This window comes from Roseibium sp., assembly GCF_050301095.1.
Lineage (GTDB): Bacteria > Pseudomonadota > Alphaproteobacteria > Rhizobiales > Stappiaceae > Roseibium.
The window spans coordinates 1-22,485 of record NZ_JBNKYW010000248.1 but is presented as its reverse complement, the minus strand read 5'-3'; the positions used below and the strand labels follow the sequence as shown (position 1 = coordinate 22,485).

Annotated in this window: 16 protein-coding genes and 1 tRNA gene; 9 read left to right on the top strand and 8 right to left on the bottom strand. The window is 59.5% G+C overall.

Annotated features, from left to right (window positions below; all coding sequences use genetic code 11):
* The 5 genes from ACQY7U_RS21450 to ACQY7U_RS21430 form a co-directional block, all read left to right on the top strand.
* On the top strand, positions 1-1,403 hold a 1,403-nt coding region (locus ACQY7U_RS21450), incomplete at its 5' end, for a matrixin family metalloprotease (protein ID WP_428649098.1).
* A complete protein-coding gene (locus tag ACQY7U_RS21445) occupies positions 1,400-3,262 on the top strand; it encodes an efflux RND transporter periplasmic adaptor subunit (RefSeq protein WP_428649095.1) in 1,863 nt (620 codons plus the stop codon). The genes ACQY7U_RS21450 and ACQY7U_RS21445, both read left to right, overlap by 4 nt.
* Before the next feature lie 20 nt (positions 3,263-3,282).
* A complete protein-coding gene (locus ACQY7U_RS21440; RefSeq protein WP_428649092.1) occupies positions 3,283-5,418 on the top strand; it encodes a PqqD family peptide modification chaperone in 2,136 nt (711 codons plus the stop codon).
* On the top strand, positions 5,411-7,402 hold the full coding sequence (locus tag ACQY7U_RS21435; protein ID WP_428649089.1) for a DEAD/DEAH box helicase: 1,992 nt from the start codon (positions 5,411-5,413) through the stop codon (positions 7,400-7,402). Before ACQY7U_RS21440 ends, ACQY7U_RS21435 begins: the two co-directional genes overlap by 8 nt.
* 9 nt (positions 7,403-7,411) lie before the next feature.
* On the top strand, positions 7,412-8,251 hold the full coding sequence (locus ACQY7U_RS21430) for an efflux RND transporter periplasmic adaptor subunit (protein WP_428649086.1): 840 nt from the start codon (positions 7,412-7,414) through the stop codon (positions 8,249-8,251).
* 21 nt (positions 8,252-8,272) lie between these two features.
* Here the strand turns inward: ACQY7U_RS21430 and ACQY7U_RS21425 are convergent, their stop codons facing one another.
* From ACQY7U_RS21425 to ACQY7U_RS21400, 6 genes are all read right to left on the bottom strand, one after another.
* On the bottom strand, positions 8,273-9,010 hold the full coding sequence (locus ACQY7U_RS21425) for a SapC family protein (protein ID WP_428649083.1): 738 nt from the start codon (positions 9,008-9,010) through the stop codon (positions 8,273-8,275).
* Positions 9,011-9,454: 444 nt separating this feature from the next.
* Positions 9,455-9,531 (bottom strand) — tRNA-Pro (locus ACQY7U_RS21420).
* Positions 9,532-9,610: 79 nt separating this feature from the next.
* Positions 9,611-10,885, bottom strand: coding sequence for an O-antigen ligase family protein (locus ACQY7U_RS21415; protein ID WP_428649101.1), 1,275 nt, complete (start codon positions 10,883-10,885; stop codon positions 9,611-9,613).
* A 5-nt stretch (positions 10,886-10,890) separates the two neighbouring features.
* Entirely contained in the window at positions 10,891-12,498 is a 1,608-nt protein-coding gene (locus ACQY7U_RS21410) for an undecaprenyl-phosphate glucose phosphotransferase (RefSeq protein ID WP_428649080.1), read from the bottom strand.
* Complete coding sequence (locus ACQY7U_RS21405) at positions 12,498-13,724, bottom strand: glycosyltransferase (RefSeq protein WP_428649078.1); 1,227 nt, start codon at positions 13,722-13,724, stop codon at positions 12,498-12,500. The genes ACQY7U_RS21410 and ACQY7U_RS21405 overlap by 1 nt, the downstream gene beginning before the upstream one ends.
* A gap of 106 nt (positions 13,725-13,830) precedes the next feature.
* The gene (locus ACQY7U_RS21400) at positions 13,831-14,388 is read right to left on the bottom strand and encodes a polysaccharide biosynthesis/export family protein (protein ID WP_428649075.1); all 558 of its coding nucleotides are present in this window, start codon (positions 14,386-14,388) and stop codon (positions 13,831-13,833) included.
* A gap of 196 nt (positions 14,389-14,584) precedes the next feature.
* Here ACQY7U_RS21400 and ACQY7U_RS21395 point away from each other — a divergent pair, with 196 nt between their 5' ends.
* Positions 14,585-16,966: a Wzz/FepE/Etk N-terminal domain-containing protein gene (locus ACQY7U_RS21395; RefSeq protein WP_428649073.1), complete on the top strand. Its 2,382-nt coding sequence runs from the start codon at positions 14,585-14,587 to the stop codon at positions 16,964-16,966.
* Positions 16,967-17,004: 38 nt separating this feature from the next.
* Here ACQY7U_RS21395 and ACQY7U_RS21390 read toward each other — a convergent pair whose 3' ends face one another.
* Positions 17,005-18,081 carry a GNAT family N-acetyltransferase gene (locus tag ACQY7U_RS21390; RefSeq protein ID WP_428649070.1) on the bottom strand — a complete coding sequence of 359 codons (1,077 nt, stop codon included), beginning with the start codon at positions 18,079-18,081 and terminating at the stop codon, positions 17,005-17,007.
* A gap of 336 nt (positions 18,082-18,417) precedes the next feature.
* Here ACQY7U_RS21390 and ACQY7U_RS21385 point away from each other — a divergent pair, with 336 nt between their 5' ends.
* The gene (locus ACQY7U_RS21385; protein ID WP_428649067.1) at positions 18,418-19,452 is read left to right on the top strand and encodes a polysaccharide deacetylase family protein; all 1,035 of its coding nucleotides are present in this window, start codon (positions 18,418-18,420) and stop codon (positions 19,450-19,452) included.
* Here the strand turns inward: ACQY7U_RS21385 and ACQY7U_RS21380 are convergent.
* On the bottom strand, positions 19,412-19,627 hold the full coding sequence (locus ACQY7U_RS21380; RefSeq protein ID WP_428649064.1) for a DUF2842 domain-containing protein: 216 nt from the start codon (positions 19,625-19,627) through the stop codon (positions 19,412-19,414). The genes ACQY7U_RS21385 and ACQY7U_RS21380 overlap by 41 nt on opposite strands.
* Before the next feature lie 322 nt (positions 19,628-19,949).
* On the opposite strand from ACQY7U_RS21380, the gene ACQY7U_RS21375 reads away from it, so the two are divergent.
* A complete protein-coding gene (locus ACQY7U_RS21375) occupies positions 19,950-21,299 on the top strand; it encodes a peptidoglycan-binding domain-containing protein (protein ID WP_428649062.1) in 1,350 nt (449 codons plus the stop codon).
* Between the two features lie 206 nt (positions 21,300-21,505).
* Positions 21,506-22,485 (top strand): COX15/CtaA family protein (locus tag ACQY7U_RS21370; RefSeq protein ID WP_428649059.1); only part of this gene is annotated, 980 nt, incomplete at its 3' end.

Here is a 22,485-nt window from a genome sequence, read left to right as displayed (position 1 = left end):
GCGACGACTTCCTGGCTGCGTCCGTGAACGATGTGAACGGGTTCAATCTCGGCGACACAAACCACGACGGCATTTTGAACCCCGACGAGACCTGGCTCTACACGTCCGAGGGCGTTGCGGACCACCAGGTGAGTGAAGGGTTCTACGTCAATGAAGGCATGGTAACTGCCCAGGGCTCCATTTCCGGTGAAACGGTCTCCGATACCGATCTCAATAATCTCAACGGTCAGACAACCGGGGAGGGGCTGACACCTGGCTTCTGGAAGAACAATGCAATCGTATGGGACGCGGCCGCCTGGCCGCGCGCGAACGACGGTACCCTGATCTACAATCCGGGCGATCCGCTGAGCTCCATCTTCAGCGGGCTCGAGGCCTACGGGCTCGAAGACGTCTCGCTCGTCGACGCCCTCGGGCTCAATGGCGGTGGCATCAACGCCTTGATGCGCCATTCCGTGGCGGCGTTGCTGAATGCCACGCACGGCACGGTCGCCTATCCGATGACGGCATCGCAGGTCATCGAGGCGACGCAGATCGCAATCGACAGTGGAAACGCTAAACAAATCAACACATTGAAAAACCAGTGGGATGATTACAACAACTACGGCGCCGACCTCGATCAACATGGAAACACGTCCACCTGGAGCGCTTTGACCCTTGATGCGTCCGGTTCGATCGCGAACGAGAATGTCACCGAGATCAGCGAAGCAGATCTGCAGGCAAGCCTTTCAGCCGCGCTGTCGTACTGGGGCCTGGCCGATGATTTCGATATCAACGTCAAGGTGACGGATCTGGAAAGCGGCGGGCTCGGACTGGCGTCCGGCAATACGATCCTTCTTGATCGGAATGCCGCCGGCCAGGGCTGGTTCGTCGATGAAACGCCTCACCTCAACGAGGAATTCGAGAACACCGATGCTGGCCTTGTGGCATCCGGATTGCGTGCCGCGGCACAGGGTGTCGACCTCCTGAGCGTTCTGGTTCATGAAATCGGCCACCTGGTCGGCTTCGGGCACGACAGCTCGGAAGACAGCGTGATGCAGGAAACGATGGCGGCAGGAGAGCGCAGGCTGCCAGACGCTTCCCTGTCATCCCTCGAAACCGATGAACAGGAGCAGTCTGCGGGTACTGCGCAGGGCCTGGTCTTCGTGGAGCAGTTTGGAGAATTTGTCGGATTTGACGCACTGGCAAAATTCGGTGTTACAGTTGACGGATTGAACAAACTTCAAAGCGGAAATCCGTCGATGTTGGCTGACATGGAACTCCTGACTCTCCCGCCGGCCGGTAACAGGACTGCGTCCGACCATCATGCCGACGGCGGCAATGAAGGAAACAATCGCATCAACTGGACGGCCCTGGAGGGCAACAAAGACACGTCGCGTGGAGCGACGATCCAGCGGAGGTCATGACACTGGGGCCTCAGACGCATCAAACTGCTGACGAGGGAAATCTTTCCTATCTGGAACAAACCCTCTGGAAAGCCCTGTCTTCTGAAACCGATTCCAAGAGCCGCCTGTTCGCGATGCTCGCGCTTATGGCTGAACGGATCGGGCAGGTCACTGCCGCCGTGGTGGTTCTCAAGGAGGCGGGGCAGAACGAATTTGCGCCGGTGGCGGTCTGGCCTCAGGGTATTGCGCTTCCGGAGGAGTTGACATCAGCCGCCCAGAAAAGCCTGGACGGAAATCAGGGCTTGGTTCTGCCGCGTTCCGGCACGCCGGAGCGCTTTGCGGAGCTGTCCTGTCCGGTCACTCTCAACGGCACGCTCGCAGGTGTAATCGCGATCACCGTTTCGGAGGCGGATTCCGAAAGGCTGAAGCGCGCATTCAGGGAGGTTCAGTGGGCGGTTCCCTGGGTGCGTGAAGCTCTCCTGCAGGCGGAGCTGTCCCTGTCCCGGGAGCAGAACACGCGGACAAACACCGCGCTGAAGCTGTTCGCAGCGACGCTTTCCGAGCGGCGGTTCCGTGCGGCATGCTTGTCGTTCGTGTCGGATCTGGCGGCCCGGTTCGATTGCGAACGCGTAAGCCTCGGATTTTCCGGCCGCCGTCACGTGAAGGTGACGGTAATTTCCAAAACAGCACGGTTTTCCAAGGAAATGAATCTGGTCCGCATGATCGGTTCTGCCATGGACGAGGCGCTGGATCAGCGGGCGATGATCGTTTTCCCGGCCGATCCGGACGACGCTGTTGCCACGCGCGCGCATCAGGAACTGGCCAGTGCTCACAAGGCCAGGTCCATTCTCACGCTTCCGCTTTTCGTGGCGGACAGGTTCATCGGTGCGCTGACGCTTGAGCGCAGCACCGAAGACCGGCCATTCACGAAATCGGAAATCGAGACGCTTGATTATGTTTCCACATGTGTTGCGCCCATCCTGCAGGAAAAACGGGAGAACGACCGGCTGATCATCGTCAAGCTCTGGGAAAGCCTGACGAACCTTGCAAGATCGATTGTAGGTCCGAGGTATTTCGGACGAAAACTGGGATTGCTGGCAGCATTGCTTGTGGTGGTTTTCCTGTCCTTTGCAAGGACCGAGTACCGGGTTACTGCTGACGCGAGACTGGAAGGAACCATTCAGCGCGTCGTCGCAGCGCCATTCGACGGCTTTATCGGCAAAGTCGAGGTGCGCCCCGGCGATACCGTCGAGGCGGGCGAACTGCTTGTGGCGCTGGACGATCGGGACCTCGTGCTGGAACGGCTGAAATGGGCCACCGAACGCGACCGCCAGAAGCAGCTCTACGACAAGGCGCTCAGTGACCGGGACCGCACTGAAATCAAGATAGCCAGGACGAAGATCGATCAGGCCAATGCGCAAATCAAACTTGTCGATGAACAACTTCTAAGAGCGCGACTGAAGGCGCCGTTCGCCGGTCTGGTCATTTCCGGCGACCAGAGCCAGAAAATCGGGGCGGCCGTCAAGAAGGGCGAGACCCTGATGGAAATCGCGCCTCTGGACAGCTACCGCGTGATCCTGGGGGTCAAGGAAACACAGATCGACGACGTTGCGGTGGGGCAAACCGGAAATCTGGTGGTTTCGTCGCTCCCTGACACCACTTTCCCGATGACCGTGCGAAAGATCACGCCCGTTGCCCAGCCGGTCGACGGGGGCATGGCATTCATGGTCGAAGCCGCGCTGGAGGGCAATCAGGACCGGCTCCGGCCGGGGATGGAAGGTGTCGGCAAAATCGACGTGGAAGAGAGGCCGCTGGTCTGGGTCTGGATAAGGCCGGTTCTCGATTGGGGCCGCCTGGCAATCTGGCGCTGGATCAATTAGAGGGCGCCATGGCGAAATCCATGTTTTCATCGTCATGGTACCGGGTGGCTGAACTTGTTCCTCGCCTGCGCAGCCACCTGGAAGTTCATCGGCAGAAGTTTCGGGGTGGCGTCTGGTACGTGATGCAGGATCAGCAGGGCGGTCGTTACCACCGGCTGTCGCCGGCCGGATATCTCATGCTGTGCCTCATGGACGGCCGCCGGACGGTCGATGAAATCTGGAAAATGCTTGGCGACCGGCTGGGACGCGATCAGCCGACACAGGAAGAGTGCATCAGCCTGCTTGCCCAGTTGCATGCCGCGGATCTCCTGTCGGGCAGCGTTCCACCGGATCTGTCGGAACTCGACAAACGGGCAAGAAAAGGTGAATTCACCCATTTCATGATGCATGTCCGCAATCCACTGGCGCTGCGGCTGCCCCTGCTGGATCCGGACCGGTTTCTGCAACACACCATGTGGCTGGTGAAACCCTTGTTCGGGGTCACCGGCTTTCTCCTCTGGCTCGCCTTGCTGGCAACCGGGGTGACGCTGGCAGGCATGAACTGGGCAGCATTGACGGGCGACCTGGCGGATCGGGTGCTGACGGTTCAGAACGCCTTTCTGATCCTTCTCGTCTATCCCTTCATCAAGGCGTTGCACGAACTGGGTCACGCGTATGCCATCAAGCGATGGCAGGGCGAAGTGCACGAAATAGGCCTCATGTTCCTCGTGTTCATGCCGGTTCCCTATGTGGACGGCTCTTCGACCCTTGCGTTTCCGGAAAAGACGCGGCGGGCGATTGTCGGCGGCGCCGGCATCATGGTCGAGCTTGCGCTTGCCGCGGTCGCCATGATCGTCTGGATCAACGTCGAGGAGGGCTGGGTTCGGGCCATCGCTTTCAACACCATGCTTATCGGCGGCGTTTCCACTCTGTTCTTCAACGGAAATCCGCTGCTGCGATTCGATGGCTATTATGTCCTCTGCGACCTTCTGGAAATCCCGAACCTGGGGTCCAGAGCGAACAAGTATTTCCTGTACCTGTTGCAGAAATATGTGCTCGGGCTGCGGGACGTCGAAACGCCGGTGACGGCTGCCGGTGAAAAAGGCTGGTTCTTGCTCTACGCCATCGCTTCTTTCTTCTACCGAATGACGATCATGATCGGGATCGCGCTGTTCATCGCCACCAAGTTTTTCTTCATCGGAATTGCGCTTGCGGTCTGGCCGGTCTTCAGCATGTTGATCCTTCCGGTCGCGAAGGGGCTGCGCTTTCTCCTGACATCTCCGAAATTGCGGCGCAACCGAAGCCGCGCCGTGACCATGACAGCCGGAGGAGTTGCAGCTCTGGCCGGCCTGCTTTTCGTGTTGCCGGTGCCTTACGGCACCATTGTGGAGGGCGTTGTGTGGCTCCCTCCGAATGCAAAGGTCAGGACCCAGACGGACGGCATCATCACGAACATCCTGGTAGAACCGAACGATCATGTCACGGCAGGCACGCCGCTTATCCGCATGACCAACCCGGACCTGCGGACCCAGCTCACGATCCTGGAAGCGCAGCGCGCCGAACTGGACATCAGGCTGACGGCAAGCGCGGTAACCGACCGTGTGCAGGTACAGCTGATCCGTGGCCAGATCCAGAACATAGAGGGCGCCATATCTTCCCTTCGCAAAAGCCTGTCGGATCTGATCATTGTGGCTCCGATCACCGGCCAGTTCGTTTTGCCGGACGCCGACGATCTTGAGGGACGGTATTACGCCAAGGGCGAGGAACTCGGTCTCGTGTCCACGGTCGATGATCCGATTGTGCGGCTTGTTGTCCGGCAGCAGGACGTCGATCTGATCAGATACAACACAAGGGATGTTCAGCTTCGTTTCGCCGGAAACCTGGAAGCCGTTCGTCCGGCCCGTCTGATTGCCGATGCACCTTCGGCGGTGAACCGATTGCCCGATATTGCCCTGAGCGCACAGCACGGAGGCAAAATTCTGACCGATCCTGCCGATGGCTCGGGACTGACACCCTTGCAGGAAGTCTTCCAGTTCGACGTCACATTGGAAGGCGAACAGGTGAGGGTTCCCGCAGGCCTGCGTGCCTACGTCCGCTTCGGACACGGTAACGAACCCGTTGCCTGGCGTATGCTGCGCTCGGCAAGACAACTTTTGTTGGCGACGCTGGATGTCTGACAGCAAGACCATCGCGGTGCCGGGATTGGCGCCCTATCCGGTACGGCACTGGCCCGCCGAAGGCCTGATCGAAAGGCTCGCCATAAGGTTGGCTGGCCGGACGCAGGCGCTCAATCCCCTGCGGTACCGGTCCGGCAGCCTTCGCAGACTGGTCAGGCGCATAAGGCATCGTGAAGCGGATCTGACCAACCTGTCCGACCCGGAATTGCACGAGATGGTTCGCAACCTCCGGCGGGACATCCATATGCAGGAGCGTCTGAGTGCCGGCGAGACCGTCCGCTGTTTCGCGCTCGTGAGTGAAGTGGTTCACCGCAAGCTCGGAATGCGTCTTTATGACGTCCAGCTGTTGGCCGGACTGGAAATGCTGCGCGGACGCCTGGTGGAAGTCCGGACAGGGGAAGGGAAGACACTGATCGCGGCGCTGCCGGCGGTGGCCGTGGCATTGAGCGGCTTTCCCGTTCACGTCGTGACGGTGAACGACTACCTGGCCCGGCGCGATGCGGAATTTCTCGGCCCGGTGTTCGAGTTCTTCGGGTTAAGTGTCGGTGTGGTCAAAGGCGGCATGCAGCCGGATGAACGCCGAAGGGCATATGACTGCGACGTAACCTACTGCACCAACAAGGACCTTGCGTTTGATCACCTGCGAGACCGTCTTGTTCTTGGTGAGGAAGACAATGACATTCGCCTGAAATCCGAGCGTTTCCTGAAGGGAAGCGGGGCTGGACGGGACACCTTGTTGCGCGGGCTGCACTTCGCCATTCTGGACGAGGTCGACAGCGTATTGGTGGATGAAGCGCGGACGCCGCTTATTCTGTCCCGGGAAGTTCGGGACAGCGTGGACAATGCCGACAGGCAAACAGCACTGGATTTTGCCGGAAAGCTTGTCTCAGGCGATGATTTCCTGCTTCTGAAGCGGGAGCGGTTGGCCCAGTTGACCAGGCAGGGCGCCTTGAGGGCCGAGGACGAACTCGGCGAACTGAAGGGCATATGGGCCAATGCGATTGCGCGGGAGGAACTGGTCACACAGGCACTGACGGCGCTGCACTTCTTTCAGCGGAACCATCATTATCTGGTGACGGACGACAAGATCAGGATTATCGACGAGTATACCGGTCGGATCATGGAGGATCGTTTCTGGAGCGCCGGTCTCCATCAGATGATCGAACTGAAGGAGGGCTGCGAGCCGACTGTTCCGCGCGGAACGGTGGCGCGCATGACCTACCAGAGGTTTTTCCGACGCTACTGCCGAATGGCGGGAATGAGCGGCACGATCGACGAAGTGAGACGGGAACTGTGGAACGTCTACAGGCTTCCGGTCCGGAAGATTCCGACCAACCGCCCGCCCAGGGTCAGGACCCGTGCGGCACGCGTCGTCCTGACCGATGAGGAAAAGTGGGAAAAAGTCGCCGGGCGAGTGGCAGAATTCAACGCGACCGGCGCGCCGGTGCTCATAGGGACAAGGTCGGTCGAGGCATCCCGCAGGGCAAGCGCGGCCCTCACGTCAATCGGCATTGCACATGTCGTCCTGAATGCGGAGCAGGACGCGGAAGAAGCAAACATCGTGGCTGCCGCCGGCGAGTGCGGCGCGGTGACCGTTGCGACCAACATGGCCGGACGCGGTACCGATATCAAACTCGGATCCGGCGCGGTGGAAGCGGGCGGATTGCATGTCATCATGACCGAGTATCATGATGCCAGGAGAATAGACCGGCAGCTCGCCGGACGGTGCGGGCGTCAGGGGGACCCCGGTTACTTCGAAACCTGGGTGTCACTGGACGACACGCTGATGACGCTCGACGGGAACCGTCTGCTTGCGGCCCTGGCACGGCGTCTCCTGCCGGTCCTTGGCATGTGGGTCGGACGCCTGGCCTTCCGGCATGCGCAGATGCAGACCGAGAACCTTCACATGCGCATGCGGTATGATCTCCTGAATGCAGACAAGGCCATGGGCGAAAAACTGGCCTTCGCCGGACGGGGGGAATAGGAAGAAAAGATGGTGAAAATGAACGGCCTGGACCGGCAGCTCACGATATTTCTCGGCAGTTTCCTTGCATTGGGCTTGCTGTTGTCGGGCAGCCTGACGGCCCGGGCACAGACATATGACTGTGTTGTCGATCCCTCGCGTGTGGTCAGAGTCAGCAGCGCGATTTCCGGTGTACTTGCCGAAGTGTCGGTGGATCGCGGCGACAGGGTGGAAAAAGGCGATGCAATCGCAAAGCTGGCAGTCGAGGGGCAGGACGTGCTGGTGGAAATCAACCGGCTCAGAGCCGAAAGCACGGCGCAGCTGGATGCTCAGAAGGCTCGCAACGGCGTGTTACGCAAGGAGCTTCAGCGCGCCGAAACGCTGTTCAAGAAAGGCGTCGGAACAGCTCAGAGGCTCGACGAACTCCGGGCGGAACTGGAGATCGGTTTGCGCGAAATCGAACGCCTGACTGTCGAGCAGCAACTGGCAAAACTTGAACTCAAACGGTCCCAGAGGCTGTTGGCGGAACGCTCCATCCTGAGCCCGATATCCGGCGTTGTGACGGAAAGGGTGCTGTCCCCGGGCGAGTTCATCCACGAGCAGACGTACATCGTCACGATCGCAAGTCTCGATCCTCTGATGGTCGAGACATTCCTGCCGGTAAAAATGTATTCCGACATCGTTCCCGGCAGGCAGGCCGAAATCCGGCTTGAAGGGGCAACGCCCGGATCCTACAAGGCGCGTGTGGTCGTCGTCGATCAGGTTTTCGATGCCGCCAGCGGAACCTTCGGCGTCCGGCTGGCATTGCCCAATGCCGACAGCAAATTGCCGGCTGGACAGGTCTGCACGGTCAGCTTTCCCGGTTCCTGACTGGCGGCTCCGGCCATCGCTTCAGCTTTTCGTTCCTGCTCTCGCGGCCAGATCCCTGAAGTTCGCCAACGACATCAGGTGGAAATAGACAAAGGGCAAGAGTCCTTTCTTGCGAAACTCGAGAAAATCCTCATCAGGAAGCGAGTTGAACTTCTCCTCGTCGACCGCCTTGAAATCCGTCACCGAGGTTTTTGACCCGTCCGGCAACGTTACGTCTGCCTGACGCGTCACCAGCACGTCCTTGTCTTTCAACATGGAGCACAAAACGTCTGTCGCTGCGTGCTGCGTCTGGAAGGACGTGCAGAATTCGAGCGCCTTTTTCGTGAAATCGCTGGCTTCGCCGTTTTCGAAGAGCTTGGTCTTGGCATTCTTCGATACGGCATCCGCGGAGGTGTCGACGCACAGGACAAGGCGTGACTTGTCCTGGTTTTCCACGAAGGCGAACGGATACCTTCTGACGTAGGCGGGAATGTATGCCCGTTCCTCCCATTTGCCCTGATCTACAAACAGGTTTTCATCCTTTCGGATGCCCAGAATGGCGACCGGTGACGGTTTTTCAGTTGCCGTGAAAACGATAGGGTATGTTCTCGACGCCAGGGCGAATTCCATGGCGGTGAGAAGTACGGAATTGGCTTGTGCTGCAAACTTGTAGTCTGAACTTGACTTGATACCCAACTTCTCATGCTTGACCGGATCCACAGGTTCCGGCGTTTGATAAAACTGGGGTTGAACACCTGGGTTTGAATCACTTTTCGACATCAATCACCTCGTTTTTTCAATACACAGTTTTTAAGTTATGCCCTTACAAATCAACATAAAACTCTAGGGAAGGAGGAATTCGTATTGCGTCGTTGTTTTCATCTGCCCCTAGGCCATGCATTTGGCCGTCCAAGGAGCGGAAGACCGGCCTGGAAGCATCTGACCTTCAATTGCCCGGCGCTTGATCTGATAAGTTTCCGACAACACCGCCTCTTGCGACACGTTTGCGTTCGTCGGGCCAACCCGCAAGCAGCCAGCTTGGCAGGCTGCCGGTCTGAGGCATCAAGGATTAAAGCGGTATTTGCGGGTGGTCTTGAATTCTGGACTTCTGTGGATCAGGTCAGATCTTGTCCAGGCTACCTGACGGTGGGCATGAGCCAGCAACCTTTGAACACTTGTTCAAAGGTTTGTTTCACAAATTTCAAACCAAGTATCTGAAATGATTGGTCGGGCAGGCCGGATTTGAACCGACGACCCCTTCACCCCCAGTGAAGTGCGCTACCAGGCTGCGCTACTGCCCGAACGGACCCTACCTAGCTTGTTCGTCTGCCGAGCGCAAGCGGCTTGTTGCGGATGGGGAAAAGGTTGTGCCCAGACATCTCAGAAGCGGCGCAACAGAGCCGTTGCCGCAGGAGCGGGGCGGTGGCTGCGTTGCCTTTTCATTTCGATCTTGTCTGTCGCGATCAGCCCCCAGGCAAGACCGTAGAGCATATACATGTGCCGCCAGTGGTCGGTGTCGATGATGGCCGAAAGGATCAGATGCGCGGCAAAGACGGCGAAAACCGCCTGTGTAAAGGCTGTCCAGGGACGAGCCTTGAAAAGGAGGGGGACCAGCGCGCAAAGGGTCCAGAGCGCCAGGGCAACATAGACCGTGCCGCCCAGCCAGCCGTAGGTGGTGAAGCCCTTCAGGTAGACGTTGTGCTCGTCTTCGGGAAAATACTTGTTGAACTCCAGGGCACCGAGGCCGAGGGGATGTTCCATCATCATCTGGAAACCGAGCGAATAGCGCGCAAAACGGCCGAGGCGGGCACCATCATACTCCTGAACCAGCTTGGCACGCTCGGCGAACATTTCGGCGACGGAATCGATCGACAGCGCACCTGCAATGAGGAGAAAGGCGGCGAACAGTCCGGCAAATCCCAGGAGGATCAGCCGTGTGCGCCGGTAAAGCTGCTGCTCCGTCACCAGTGCCAGGAAATAGACCAGAAGAACGGCCGCGAACAGAACGCCCCAGGCACCGCGCGAGAAGCTCAGGAAAACGCCAAGCAAAAGGATTGCCAGCGGCACCAGCAGATGCAGGTTCTTCAGGACCGAGTCGCGCAGCAGCCGTTGGATCAAGAGGACGGTTGGCAGGACCAGAAAGGGGCCAAACACGTTCGGATCCTGAAAGGTGCCGCGTGCCCTGTCATACAGGGTGAAATAGCCGGCTCCCGGAAACAGGTGGAAATATCCCGCAATACCGATTGCGGCCACGAGGACCGCGCTGATGGTGTAGCCGTTCTGAATGATGCGGAACCTTTGCGGATCGTCCGCCAGGATCGCGGCATAAAAGATCGCCGTAACCGCCAGGAAGCTGGAGACCGCGATATACATCATCGCATCCCCCATTTCCCGTGCCATCGGGATTGAGGCGACGCCACCGGCGACATAGAGCATCATGCAGATGATAAGGGGGCCGAACTCCCGACGCAGCTTGAGGCCGCAGGCGAGCCAGACAATCGACAGGAACGCCATGTAGAGTTCGTATGGCGCCGGTTCCTCGATAACGAAACCGGACAGAAACGCGGCCAGCCAGAGGGCGCCCTTTCCGAGGCTTTTGGCCGGAAGACCGGCAGACGGGCGCGCCAGGGGCACGCCGTCATATGAGCCGGTCATCACGCTCAATAGGCGTTCTCCGTGTTGAGCAGGCTGAACGGCGTCAGGAACAGGATCTGCAGATCGAACAGAATCGACCAGTTCTCGATGTAATAGACATCGCATTCGACCCGGTTCTGGATCTTGTCGGGCGTGTCCACTTCACCGCGCCAGCCGTTGATCTGGGCCCAGCCGGTGACACCCGGCTTCACCTTGTGGCGGGCGAAATAACCGTCGACGACGTCGTCCCAGGTCTTGTTGTCCGTATGCGCGTTGACCGCGTGTGGGCGCGGACCGACCAGCGAGAGGCTGCCGGCCAGCACGTTGAACAGTTGCGGCAATTCGTCGATGGATGTCTTTCGGATAAACCGGCCGACTTTCGTCACGCGCGGATCGCCCTTGGTCACCACTTGCTTTGCGTCCGGGTCCGCCATCTCCGTATACATGGAACGGAACTTCAGGACTTCGATGATCTCGTTGTTGAAACCGTAGCGTTTCTGTTTGAAGAGAACCGGGCCCTTGCTTTCCAGCTTGATCGCAATCGCCGTGGCAATCATGACCGGAAACAGCGCTGCGATGGCAAGGGTCGAGAAGACGAGGTCGAAAACACGCTTGGCGACCAGGTCCCAATCGGCAATCGGCTTCTCGACCACGTCGACGAAGGGGACCGTACCGATGAAGGATGCTCCACGGTTGCGGAAGCGGACCTTGTCGGTGTGGGCGGACAGGCGGATGTCGACCGGCAGCACCCACAGTTTCTTCAGAAGTTCCAGAACCCGTTTTTCCGCGCGTAGCGGAATGCAGACGATCAGCATGTCGATACGGGCGAGGCGCGCAAATTCGACAAGGGCGCTGATATTGCCGAGTTTCTGATAGCCGGCGACCACCGGGGGCGAGCGATCATTCGACCGGTCGTCGAAGATGCCGCAGATACGGATGTCGTTGCCGGGCTGGGCCTCCAGTTCGTGGATAAGTTCCTGTGCCGCGGTGCCGCCGCCCACGATGATGGCACGCCGCTCCAGCCGTCCGGATTTCATCCAGCTGCGGGCGAAATGGAGGACAAACATCCGGGTCACGCACAATCCGGTCAGGCCGAAGGCGTACCAGGTGCCGATCCATGCTTGCGGTATGCCGGTCCCGATACCTGTGGCGGACCGGAGGACGGCAAACATGGCAAAGACCAGTGTCCAGCCGGCGGCAACCCGCCCGAGCTGCGACAGTCCCTGGCGCATGACGGAGACCTGGTAAACGTCCGAGGCCTGGAAAAAGGCGAGCGCGAACAGTGTTGCGATGGCGATCACAAAGACATCGGCAAGGCCGAACCCTCCGGTCGTGCCACCCGCGAAAGCGGTCGCGAGCGCCGTACCCGTGATCATGAGGACATCGGCGAGGCGGACAAAACCGGTGAACACCGGAATGGAAACCCCTTTGCCGCCGAGCCCCTGAGCGATTTCAATCGCCTCCGGGGTCAGGGCCGAATTTGCCGCAGGCAGCACTTCCAGGTTTGTCTTGCCGGTGACCCCGTGAACCGTTCGCCGCAACTGCATTTCCAGCCGCTGTTCCAGTCCGGACTTGGGGCCGGAAGTGGCGGCGGGCGGGATTTGCTCGTTATGTTTGAAGGCACGCGTATTCATTATCGGTTGCTCGATCTGGCAAGGACGGCCTGGGCGCGGGGAGCGACGGTCACGCCGTCGGGCAGCGCCGGGGTTTCCTCAGTTGGAACGAGGCCGTGAAGTTCCTGATACAGCGTTGTGATCCGGTCTTTCATGAGGTCTGTCGAGAAGGTCTCGGCGAGGCAACCGCGCAATTCCCGGGCTTCGGCCTCCATCCGGTCGGTTTCGGCGAGCGCCCGTTCCATTGCGACTGTGAGTTTGCCGATATGTCCGGGTTCGATCAGCCGGTGAGCGTAGCGGCCGAAAATTTCCGGAATCCCGCCAACCCGCGTTGCGATCAATGGCCGCTCGGCGGCAACCGTCTCGAGAATGATGTAGGGCATGGCCTCCGCACGGGAGGGCACCACAACATTTCTGGCCAGCTTGAAGGCCTCCCGGGCGGGGAGGGCGCCATGAAACGTGATGGCTTTCTCCAGACCAAATCTGGCGACCATGGTGCGGTAACGCGCTTCATCGGGACCTTCGCCGACGATGTGGGCCCGCGGGGCCGACCCGGTCTTGAGACGGATGTTGTAAAGGGCTTCGATGAAGAGGTCGGGGCCCTTCAGGTCCCTGAGCATGCCGATATAGAGAAAATCCGCGGCATCCGCGCCGGTCTCTACCGGCTGGAACTCGTCTGCGGTCAGACCGTTGTAGACGATCCGCGATTGGGCCCGGGGACGGCCGACCTTGCTCTCATAGGCCGACGCTTCGTAGTCGGAAACGAAAACGAGACCGTCGGTGAGGCGGCCGAGCAGGCGTTCCAGGGAATGATAGATGCGCCCCTCGAACCGGTGCGGGTCATAATGAAGACTCCCGCCGTGCGGACAATAGACGCGCTCCACTTTCTGGCCGGACAGCCTGAGGGCACTTCCGATCAGGCGGGCATAGGCGCCGCCCTTGGCTCCGTGACCGTGCAGAATATCGGGTTTGAGATCCCGGACATGCCGGTAGAGAGACAGGGTTGCCGACAGATCCTTGAACGTCAGCTGACGTTGCATGGGAAAGCGTGCTACGCCAAGCGCCAGTTTCGGCCGCAAATCCTCGATTTGCAGGTTGTCGAAAGTGCTGCCCGTGCTGCTGTCGCAAATAAGTCCGACCTGGTGCCCGTCTGCCGCCTGGGCTGCCGCCAGGTCCCGGATATGACGAAAGATTCCGCCAATAGGCGAACGGACACAATGCACGATCCGCATGGGAGTCGTTGTCATGGTGCAATTTCCCTGTTTTCACCTCCAGATTTCTTGGCGAACCTGTGAGGCCTTGAGGAAGCACCCTAACAAAGGGAGGTGAGTCCACCGTTAATCCGGCGGACCCTTAGAAATAGCGTTCGCGGACGTAAATCGTGTCTCCGGGACGGACAGGGTCCGAAATGGGCACACGGCCGTTTAGAATTTCCCCGTTGATCTGCCGGGTGATGTCGACATCGGCCTGTCGGGCGCGGGAGCTGAAACCGCCTGCCGTGGCGATGGCGTTCTGTACGGTCATGCCGGCAACATAGTTGTATTGGCCTGCATTTTGCACTTCACCCATTACGAATACCGGGCGGTAAGTGTCGACTTCAACGGAGACATCCGGGTCGCGGATATACCCCTTGCGCAATTTGGCCCCGATTTCGGCTGCCAGGCTTTGCTGTGTCTTGCCGCGAGCGGCAACGCTTCCGATCAGAGGAAATGAAATATAGCCTGCTTGGTCAATAACATAAGTGTTCGACAGGTCGTCCTGGCCGAACACGATGATGCGCAGCTTATCGCTCGAGTCCAAGCGGTAAGGCTGTGTCAGCGTCTCGTGAAAGGCTGTCGGCGGCTGCCTGTACCCACTGCACGCAGCAAGGCCCAGGCACAAGCCCAGGACCAGTAGCGCTCTCATTCGCATCAGCGACTCTCCTACAATTCACTGCTAGAATCGCGTGTTATGGTTAATTGAGAGTGAAGAGGTATTTCCAGGTCGCAGGCGGAGAGGCTGACGTGCTTCCACCATGGTTAACGGCCAGGCGCGCGCAAACGCAGGTAATTTAACCGATCGCTTACCCTAATTCGACATAGTTTGTCGGAACTTGGAGATTCTGACAATGAATGCAGAGCGGCAGACGCATCCCGATGACGATATGGCGCTGGACCTTGGCGGTCTGCTGCGCACGATCGGCCGTTCGCTTGCCTGGCTTGTTCCGCTGTCCCTGATCGTTGCCGCCTTGGTTTTTCTCGGGTTGCAGTTCGTTGCACCGAAATACAAGAGCGAAGCCCGGATCATCATTGAAAGCACCGACAACAAGTTTCCCGGTGCTGCCAGAGGTGCGGAGGAGGAAAGGGCGCTTCTGGACAGCGAAGGGGTTGCCAGCCAGGTGCAGCTTCTGAAATCCGCAGATCTTGCCCGCCGGGTGGCTCAGAAACTCAATCTCGCAGCCATATCCGAATTCGGGGCAGATGGCGGCTCGCTGGTCGGAGGCCTGCTGTCGATCGTAGGGCTCGGAAACAATACGGCGGATGCCAACCGCGAACAGCGGGTCCTGGAACACTACTACGAGAACCTGGACGTCTACCGTCTCGAAGGATCGCGGGTCATTGCCGTAAGCTACGAGGCCGAAAGCCCGGTTCTGGCCGCCAAGGTTGCCAACACGATCGTCGACGAATATCTGTCCGTCCAATCCAGCGCCAAGCGGCAGACCACCGAAAGGGCCTCTGCCGCGCTTGAACCGCAGATCGTCGAACTGCGAAAGGAAGTTCAGGCCGCACGCAAGGCCGTGGCCGACTTCCGGGCCAGGGCAGACCTCCTGATCGGGGCCGACAATATTCCGCTGCATCAGCAACAGCTTGCGGATACCAGCAGCGACTATTCCGCCGCGCAGGCCGCAAAGGCGGAAGCCCAGGCCAAAGCCGACCTCATCCGCGAACTGCTCAATTCCGGCGGGTCCCTGGAAACGGCCAGCGATGTCCTGAATTCCACGCTGATCCAGCGTTTGCGGGAACGCCAGGTCGAGATCCAGTCCAATATCGCCGAACTCTCCATTACTCTTCTGCCGAACCATCCGCAGCTCAAGGCGCTTCAATCCCAGCTCAGCGATTACGACAGACAGATCCGCGCGGAAGCCCGCAAGGTGCTCAAGGGCTTGGAGACCGACGCCAAGGTCGCCAGTCAGCGCGCCCTGGCGCTGGAGACGCGGTTGGAAGAGTTAAAGAAAGCGGCAGCCCGCTCCAATGCCGATCAGGCCCGTCTGAGTGAACTGGAACGGGAAGCAAACGCAAAGGCTGCACAACTCGACCAGCTCATGTTGAGCTATCAGGAAGCCGATTCCCGCCTTCGCGCACAGGTCCTGCCGGCAGATGCCCGGATTATTTCAAGGGCTTCGGTCCCTGTCGAACCCTATTCCCCGAAGATTGCTTCCAGCACCATAATCGCGGCGCTCGTGACCTTCATCCTGGGGTGCGCATTCGTGCTGATGCGGGAGTTCCTGAGTGGCAATGCGCTTTACAGAATGAACGCCCCGGCGGCCGGGGACGGCAGAAAATACCACGAGCCGGAATTGGCGGCCCAGGCCGACCGCTCCGTTGGCGACGAGCCTCGCCCCGAAAGCGCGTTCGGCTGGGGGCGGGGATACACCCAGACCGTTGCCAGCTACCGGATGGATACGGATTTCGGAGACAAGACGATCGGGCAGGACGAGGGCGCGCCCGGCCATGCGGAATTGCCGGAAGCCGAGCCGCGTTCGATTGAAAACAGATCGCATCACTTGGCCGCGTCAAAGCTCCGGGAGCCACGCGAGAGTGGTGAGACGCAGCCGGAGCGGAGCGGAGACGACCGCGATGTCGCGCCGGACTGGGTCGGCAGCCTACGGGGCACGACCACGGAAGAACCCAAGCCGGCGCAGGCAGCCGACAGCAGTGAAGAAGTGGTGACGACACGGGCCGAAGATATCGAGGCTGCCGGCCGTATCGTTGTTCTGAGCGTGGATGACGAGATGCTTTCGCACGACCTGGCCTTTGATCTGGTCCGCAAGGCGGCCGTGGCCGGCAAGTCCGCACTTGTTATGGAAGTGTTCCCCGAGCAGGCCGACAAGAAGGCCGCGGAAGGGTTTTCCGATATCGTGGCAGGCCACGCGCCGTTCGCGAAAGTGGTTTACCGGGACGCCGCCTCGAAGGCTCACATCATCGAGGCAGGCCGCTTCGCGATAACCGACGACATGGTCAACTCCGATCGCTTCAAACTGGCGCTCGAGGCCATCAAGTCCACCTATCAGACCGTCGTGGTGGATCTCGGAGCCATCGACGGAACGCTCGCCAGCGCCCGGATGCTCGGTTTTGCCGACAGGGTCCTGATCGCCGCGAGCGCACCCGATCACGGCCATGAGCTTGAAAGCGCGGCCAATCTGCTTGCCCATAACACCGGTGCCAAGGTGGAAGTCGTCATTGCGGGCGGAACGGGACCGCGCCGGAACGGCGACGGGCACGCGGCCTGATCACGCCTTCGGCGGAACCCGGGTCACTATCCCCGCTATTATCCGGCTTTCCATTTTCTGAGACGGCGGACCAGTGGCCAGATCCAGCCGGAGGACCGGATCGCGGTCTTTGTCCTGGAGACGGCTCTTGCAAGCTGTTCCTTCAGGGTCCCCTTCAAGGTAACGGAAACGAAGCTGTCCTTGAGCGGCACGGAATCGGCCCAGGTGGTCTTGTAACGTTCTTCACCAAGGCCGAGGTCGAGTGTGTCAAGCGCCTCGGAGGCGCAGGCCCGGTCAATGATTTCCTTGATCAGAACGAGACCGGGGCTGTTGGGCAGCAAATCGTCATGAGCCACGCTGTTGCTGTAGGCATGAATGGTCCCGTCCCACTCGCTGCACAGGTAAGTCGACCGGATGATACCGTCCACTTCCAGATACCAAATGCTAAGAACTCTGGTGGCATCGCCGCCGTCCTCGGGAGTCCAGCCGAGAAGGCGTTCCAGAAAGTGTCTCGCCGTGGAGCCGGAAAAGGCATTGGGAATGCCCGCCTCGGCTGCTCGCCTGGCGCGTTGCGACAGAAAGGCTTCCAGTCCTCGCCCAATGTCGTCCTGCGTGGTGGCCTTCACGACCCTGTAGCCACCCGCGGCCTGCAAGTGCCGCTGCTTTCGCAGCAGGTTCTTGCGGGAGGACTTGGAGTGCGTATCCCTGAAGAGGACCTCGAAGTCATCGGGGAGGGCTCGGACGAAGATGGGGCTGGGGCTTTTCGTGGCCTTTTCCAGGACCAGCGGATGCGGGCGCCCGTGCCAGGTTTCCGGAACGTTTTGCAAGGCCAGGAGGTCCGCCTTTGTTTCCCGACACAACGCGTTCAGGAAGAAGCGGATTTGCTCTTGGGTTGCCAGGGCATAGAAGTCCTTGTCCCAGATACCAGTGTTCTGGTTGCCGTTCTGGTGGCCGAGGAAGGACAGCGTCCGGATACCGCCGGCGGTTTCGACACCCATGGGCAGAATGACGACCGGACGGCCCCGCGAGCGGCCGATCCCTATGGCTGCCTCGATCCCCTTTGCTTTTCCAAGTGTGGCCTGCCAGGCCGACAGCCATTGCGCAGACTGGTAGGGATTGGTTAAGCCTGCATCCATTAGTTGTTGCCACTCGGGCGCGGCTTCGTTAAGCCTCGAGTAAACGGAAACCTGTATTTCCAACGCTGGGTCCGTCACGCTTCTGTCTTCCGCTTCATCAAAGTGAGCCGGTAGCGTTTCGGAAATTTCGGATAAACCATTTTGAACGAACATGCGGGAAAGTCCGGGAGGCACGCTGGCGGTTCGGATCAAGTCTCGATAGATTTAGCAATAAATATTAAAGAAACCGTGCCTTACTGGCATCTTCTTCAAGAGTAGTTACACAGGCCTATGAGCTTACGTCATCAGACAGTGTCCCGCGCATTCCGGCTTCTGAATGGAAGCGGGCTCGGACGCATGCTGGCTCCGATCACGCAAGGTTGTGGCGCTGTCTTCATGATGCATCATGTCCGTCCCGCGCGGGACGACGCCTTCCAGCCCAACCGGCATCTTGAAATCACTCCGGACTTTCTGCGACTTGCGATTGAGCGTATCCGGGCCAACGGTTATGAAATCATCGCCATGGACGAGGCGGTCGATCTGCTGAAGTCGGGCTATGGCAGCCACCGGTACGCGGTCTTGACCTTCGATGACGGCTACCGGGACAATCTGGAGATTGCCTATCCGATCCTGAAGGAACTCAACGCACCGTTCACCGTCTACATCGCGACAGGGCTCATCGACAGGACCAGCGAGCTTTGGTGGCTGGCGCTGGAGCGTATCATTGCGGAAAACGATGAGGTCGTCTTCACGCGAGCCGGCGAGACCAGCGGCATTCCTTGCCGAAGCATTCAGGAAAAGAACGCCTGTTTCAACAAGCTGGTCGACTACCTGACCCTGGAACTGGGAGAACTGGACCAGCGCACGGTCGTTCGGGCACTCGCCGAGAAATACCGGATCGACATGCGTGCACTGGCGGACGGTCTGGTCATGAATTGGGACGAAGTCCGGCAACTGGCGTCCGATCCGCTGGTCAGCATCGGGGCACATACTCACGAGCATTTCGCCATGGCGCGGCTGGACAAGTCCGCGGCCAGGGCCGACGTCAACAAGGGGCTGCTACGCCTTGAGGAGGAACTGGGCCGGCGGCCCAAGCATTTCGCTTATCCCTATGGCAAGTCTCACGCGGTCAGCCTGCGCGACGCGGACATCATCCGGGAATTCGGCTTTGCCTCGTCGGTGACGACGCTTCCGGGCGTGCTGCAATCGGTCAACGCGCGCGACCCCATGATGCTGCCGCGCGTCTCCCTGAATGGCCGTTTCCAGGATCCGGCCGTTGTCGATGAATATCTGACCGGCGCACCTTTCGCCCTCTACCGCGTGGCCCGTTGGGCTGCGGCCGGGTTCGGTGTCAGGTCCGGTTTTTCCCGCCTTTTTCCATCCACCAGATGATGGCTCCGGCCGGGATCACCCAGATCAGTCCGGCAATCCCGAAATAGGTGAAGCGCACAAGTTCGGACGACTTCTGCAGGGTCATGTCGCCGATCACCATGGCGATGAAGGCATAGACCACGACAAAGACCACCAGTGCGACCATGCCGACAAATTTTCTGAATGAGGGGACCATTACCGATGGTTTCCGTTTTCTTCCGGGGAACTTGTGACAGCGGTCACAGACACTCTTGGCGGGTATCCCCAAAGTAATTCTTAGAACCGAAGATTTCCGGAGCAGCTTATAGCCCGGAACCGGTTTTTGCGGCAAGCGGCGCCGAAGATTTCAAGGGCCGTTTCACCGTTCAAACGACAGCGATTAACAACTCTGACTTGGCACGGGCTGCCACGGCCCCGGGCAGAGCGCAGCCTCAGGCAATTTTATGGCGCTCGACAACTGTTGTTCACTCGATTGGCTCCGCAGTCCGAACCAGGTCACAAATGACAAGGCGTTTGACATGATCAATTCTTCCATCGGAATTACCGGGTCGGTGGGGCGCCGGGGCAGGAATGAAAAGCTCGATGTGGTGGCGGTTCAGACGCGGTTGAACGAACTTATGGGCGCGTCCCGGCCCAATCTTGTTCCCGACGGGATCAGCGGTCCGAAAACCCGTGGAATGATTGCGGACTTTCAGGTCAGCGTCGTCGGCTTCCGGCACCCCGATTACCGCGTGGACCCAGCGGGCCGAACGATTGTTGCAATGAACGATCCGGCCTCGGCGTCGATCTGGCAACGTATGAGCATCCCGGACTTTCCGGACGACCCTGGCCCGTCCGGCGGCGGTTCGTCTGAAAAGCCCAAGGAAGACCCCAAGCCTGCGACCCGGCCGACCATGGTTCCGCGTGCGTTGGTAGACAAGGAAATAGCTGCGACCCGGCCGGGCGGATTCCTGCGATTTGCCGATTCAGCCTCGCCCGGCGGCTTCGCGGTCGTAAAGGCCGGCGAAACCTGGCTTGGTCCGGAAGGCAAGCGCCTGATCATACACGCCATGGAATATGAGACGCGTGAAGGCGGAAAGCTGAAGCCCAACGGGATCGTCACCTATCAGCAGATTACCTCTGACACGGCCACTGCCCGGGAAGGGGTGATCTACCGGCAGAACAGGGAAGGGTTTGTCACCGACATCCTTTATGCCGGTATCGCCCATGCCGGCAAGAAACTGAAGTCGACGCAGGTGATTATCGAAATGGAGATGGAGTTTCTCCTTGCAGTCGCTTCGGCAAATCCGTTCGTGTTCGCCGCGGATGCCAGTCTGAAGGTTGCGGAGTGGACTGCTGCGAACAAGGACAATTTTCCCAAGTGGGCCAAGGCAATCAGCCTGGTTCTGACCGCGCGCAAGACACTGAAGACCTATGCCCCGACCTTGTGGGACAAGATTGTGGACGCGACCTTGTTCGCGGCCTGGAAAGGCACGAAAGCCGCTGTCGTCATGTTCGGGGCAGATGTCGCGCGCAACATTCCCGAGGGGATGGCGGGAGACACCAAGAAGGCTACCAAGCTCGCGGGCTCGATTCTCGGTGCCATCGGCAAGAACGGCTTCAACGCACGCATGACCGCGCTCAAGCTGGTCTGGACAGTTCTTTCGAAGGTCGCTGTAAAGGCACTGACGTCCGTACCCGCGGCCATCAAGATCACGGCGGCGGACAAGAAGAAAGCGGCATTGGATCTTGTCGCCTCGCTGAAGAAGGCGGGTATTGCCCTGTCGGAAGGGGATGCGAAGACCATCGTCGAAGAAGTTGCCAGGAACGCGGATGAAGTCAATGACGCCATCAGGAAACTCAAGGCCGGCTATGACGCCATCCGGTAATTCCTGATTGCCGTCCTTCGTTGCCGGTCCGGTGGCGCCGGACCGGCAGATGCGTTGGAGGTAGGCTGGCCCCTGCGATGCACGGGCGATTTCAACTTTGTGTAGCCGGAAATGCCACAAAGTGTCTCAGGCTTCTTGCCGCCGGGCCGCTATCTCTATATTTCGGCAGGCAAGTTCTCAAACTACGCACGCATTGGGGCCGGCATATGAATGTCATCGCGGACAGCGCCAGGGAAGGCACGGGGCAAATGCTTCCTGCCAGGCGGCACAGGATCCAGCAGAACCGGACCTTGATCCGGTGGTGGCTCTATTTCGTGTGCGCGCTGATCCTGGCGATGGTCGTCGTCGGCGGGGCGACGCGTCTGACCGAATCCGGCCTTTCCATCACCGAGTGGAAACCGATCCACGGGGTCATTCCGCCGCTCAGTGAAGTCGAGTGGGAAGAGGAACTTGAGAAGTACCGGCAGATCCCGGAATACCAGCTGATCAACAAAGGCATGAGCCTTGAGGAATTCAAGTTCATCTTCTGGTGGGAGTGGAGCCACCGGTTGCTCGGCCGCTTTATCGGTTTCGCCTTCTTTATTCCCATGCTCGGCTTCTGGATGGCCGGACGGATCGAACCCTGGCTGAAACCGCGGCTTGCGATCGGTCTCGCCCTTGGCGGCCTGCAAGGGGCCGTCGGCTGGTGGATGGTGGCCTCCGGACTGAAGGACCGCACGGACGTCAGCCAATACAGGCTGGCGGTTCATCTGACACTGGCCTTCATCATCTTCGCCTATCTCTTCTGGATCGCCCGCCGGCTTGCGCCTCTAAGGAAGCCGGTAGCGGAAGAGCAGTCGCGTTTGGCGGGTGGTGCCATGCTGCTTGTCTGTCTTGTTTTTCTTCAGCTTTTCCTGGGGGCTCTCGTCGCCGGCCTCAACGCGGGTCTCACCTTCAATACCTGGCCCTTGATGGACGGGAAGTTCGTGCCGGGTGGCTTGTTGGCCATGAGCCCGGTCTGGCTAAATTTTTTCGAAAACGTCATGACCGTTCAGTTCCAGCACCGCATGACGGCCTATGTTCTGGTGGTGCTCGGTTTGATGCTGGCCTACGCCACGTTCCGGGTGAGCCGGCGCGCGGAATTGCGCCGTGCAGGCGCCCATGTCGGCGGCTTCATCCTGCTGCAAGCCGTGTTCGGCATAATGAC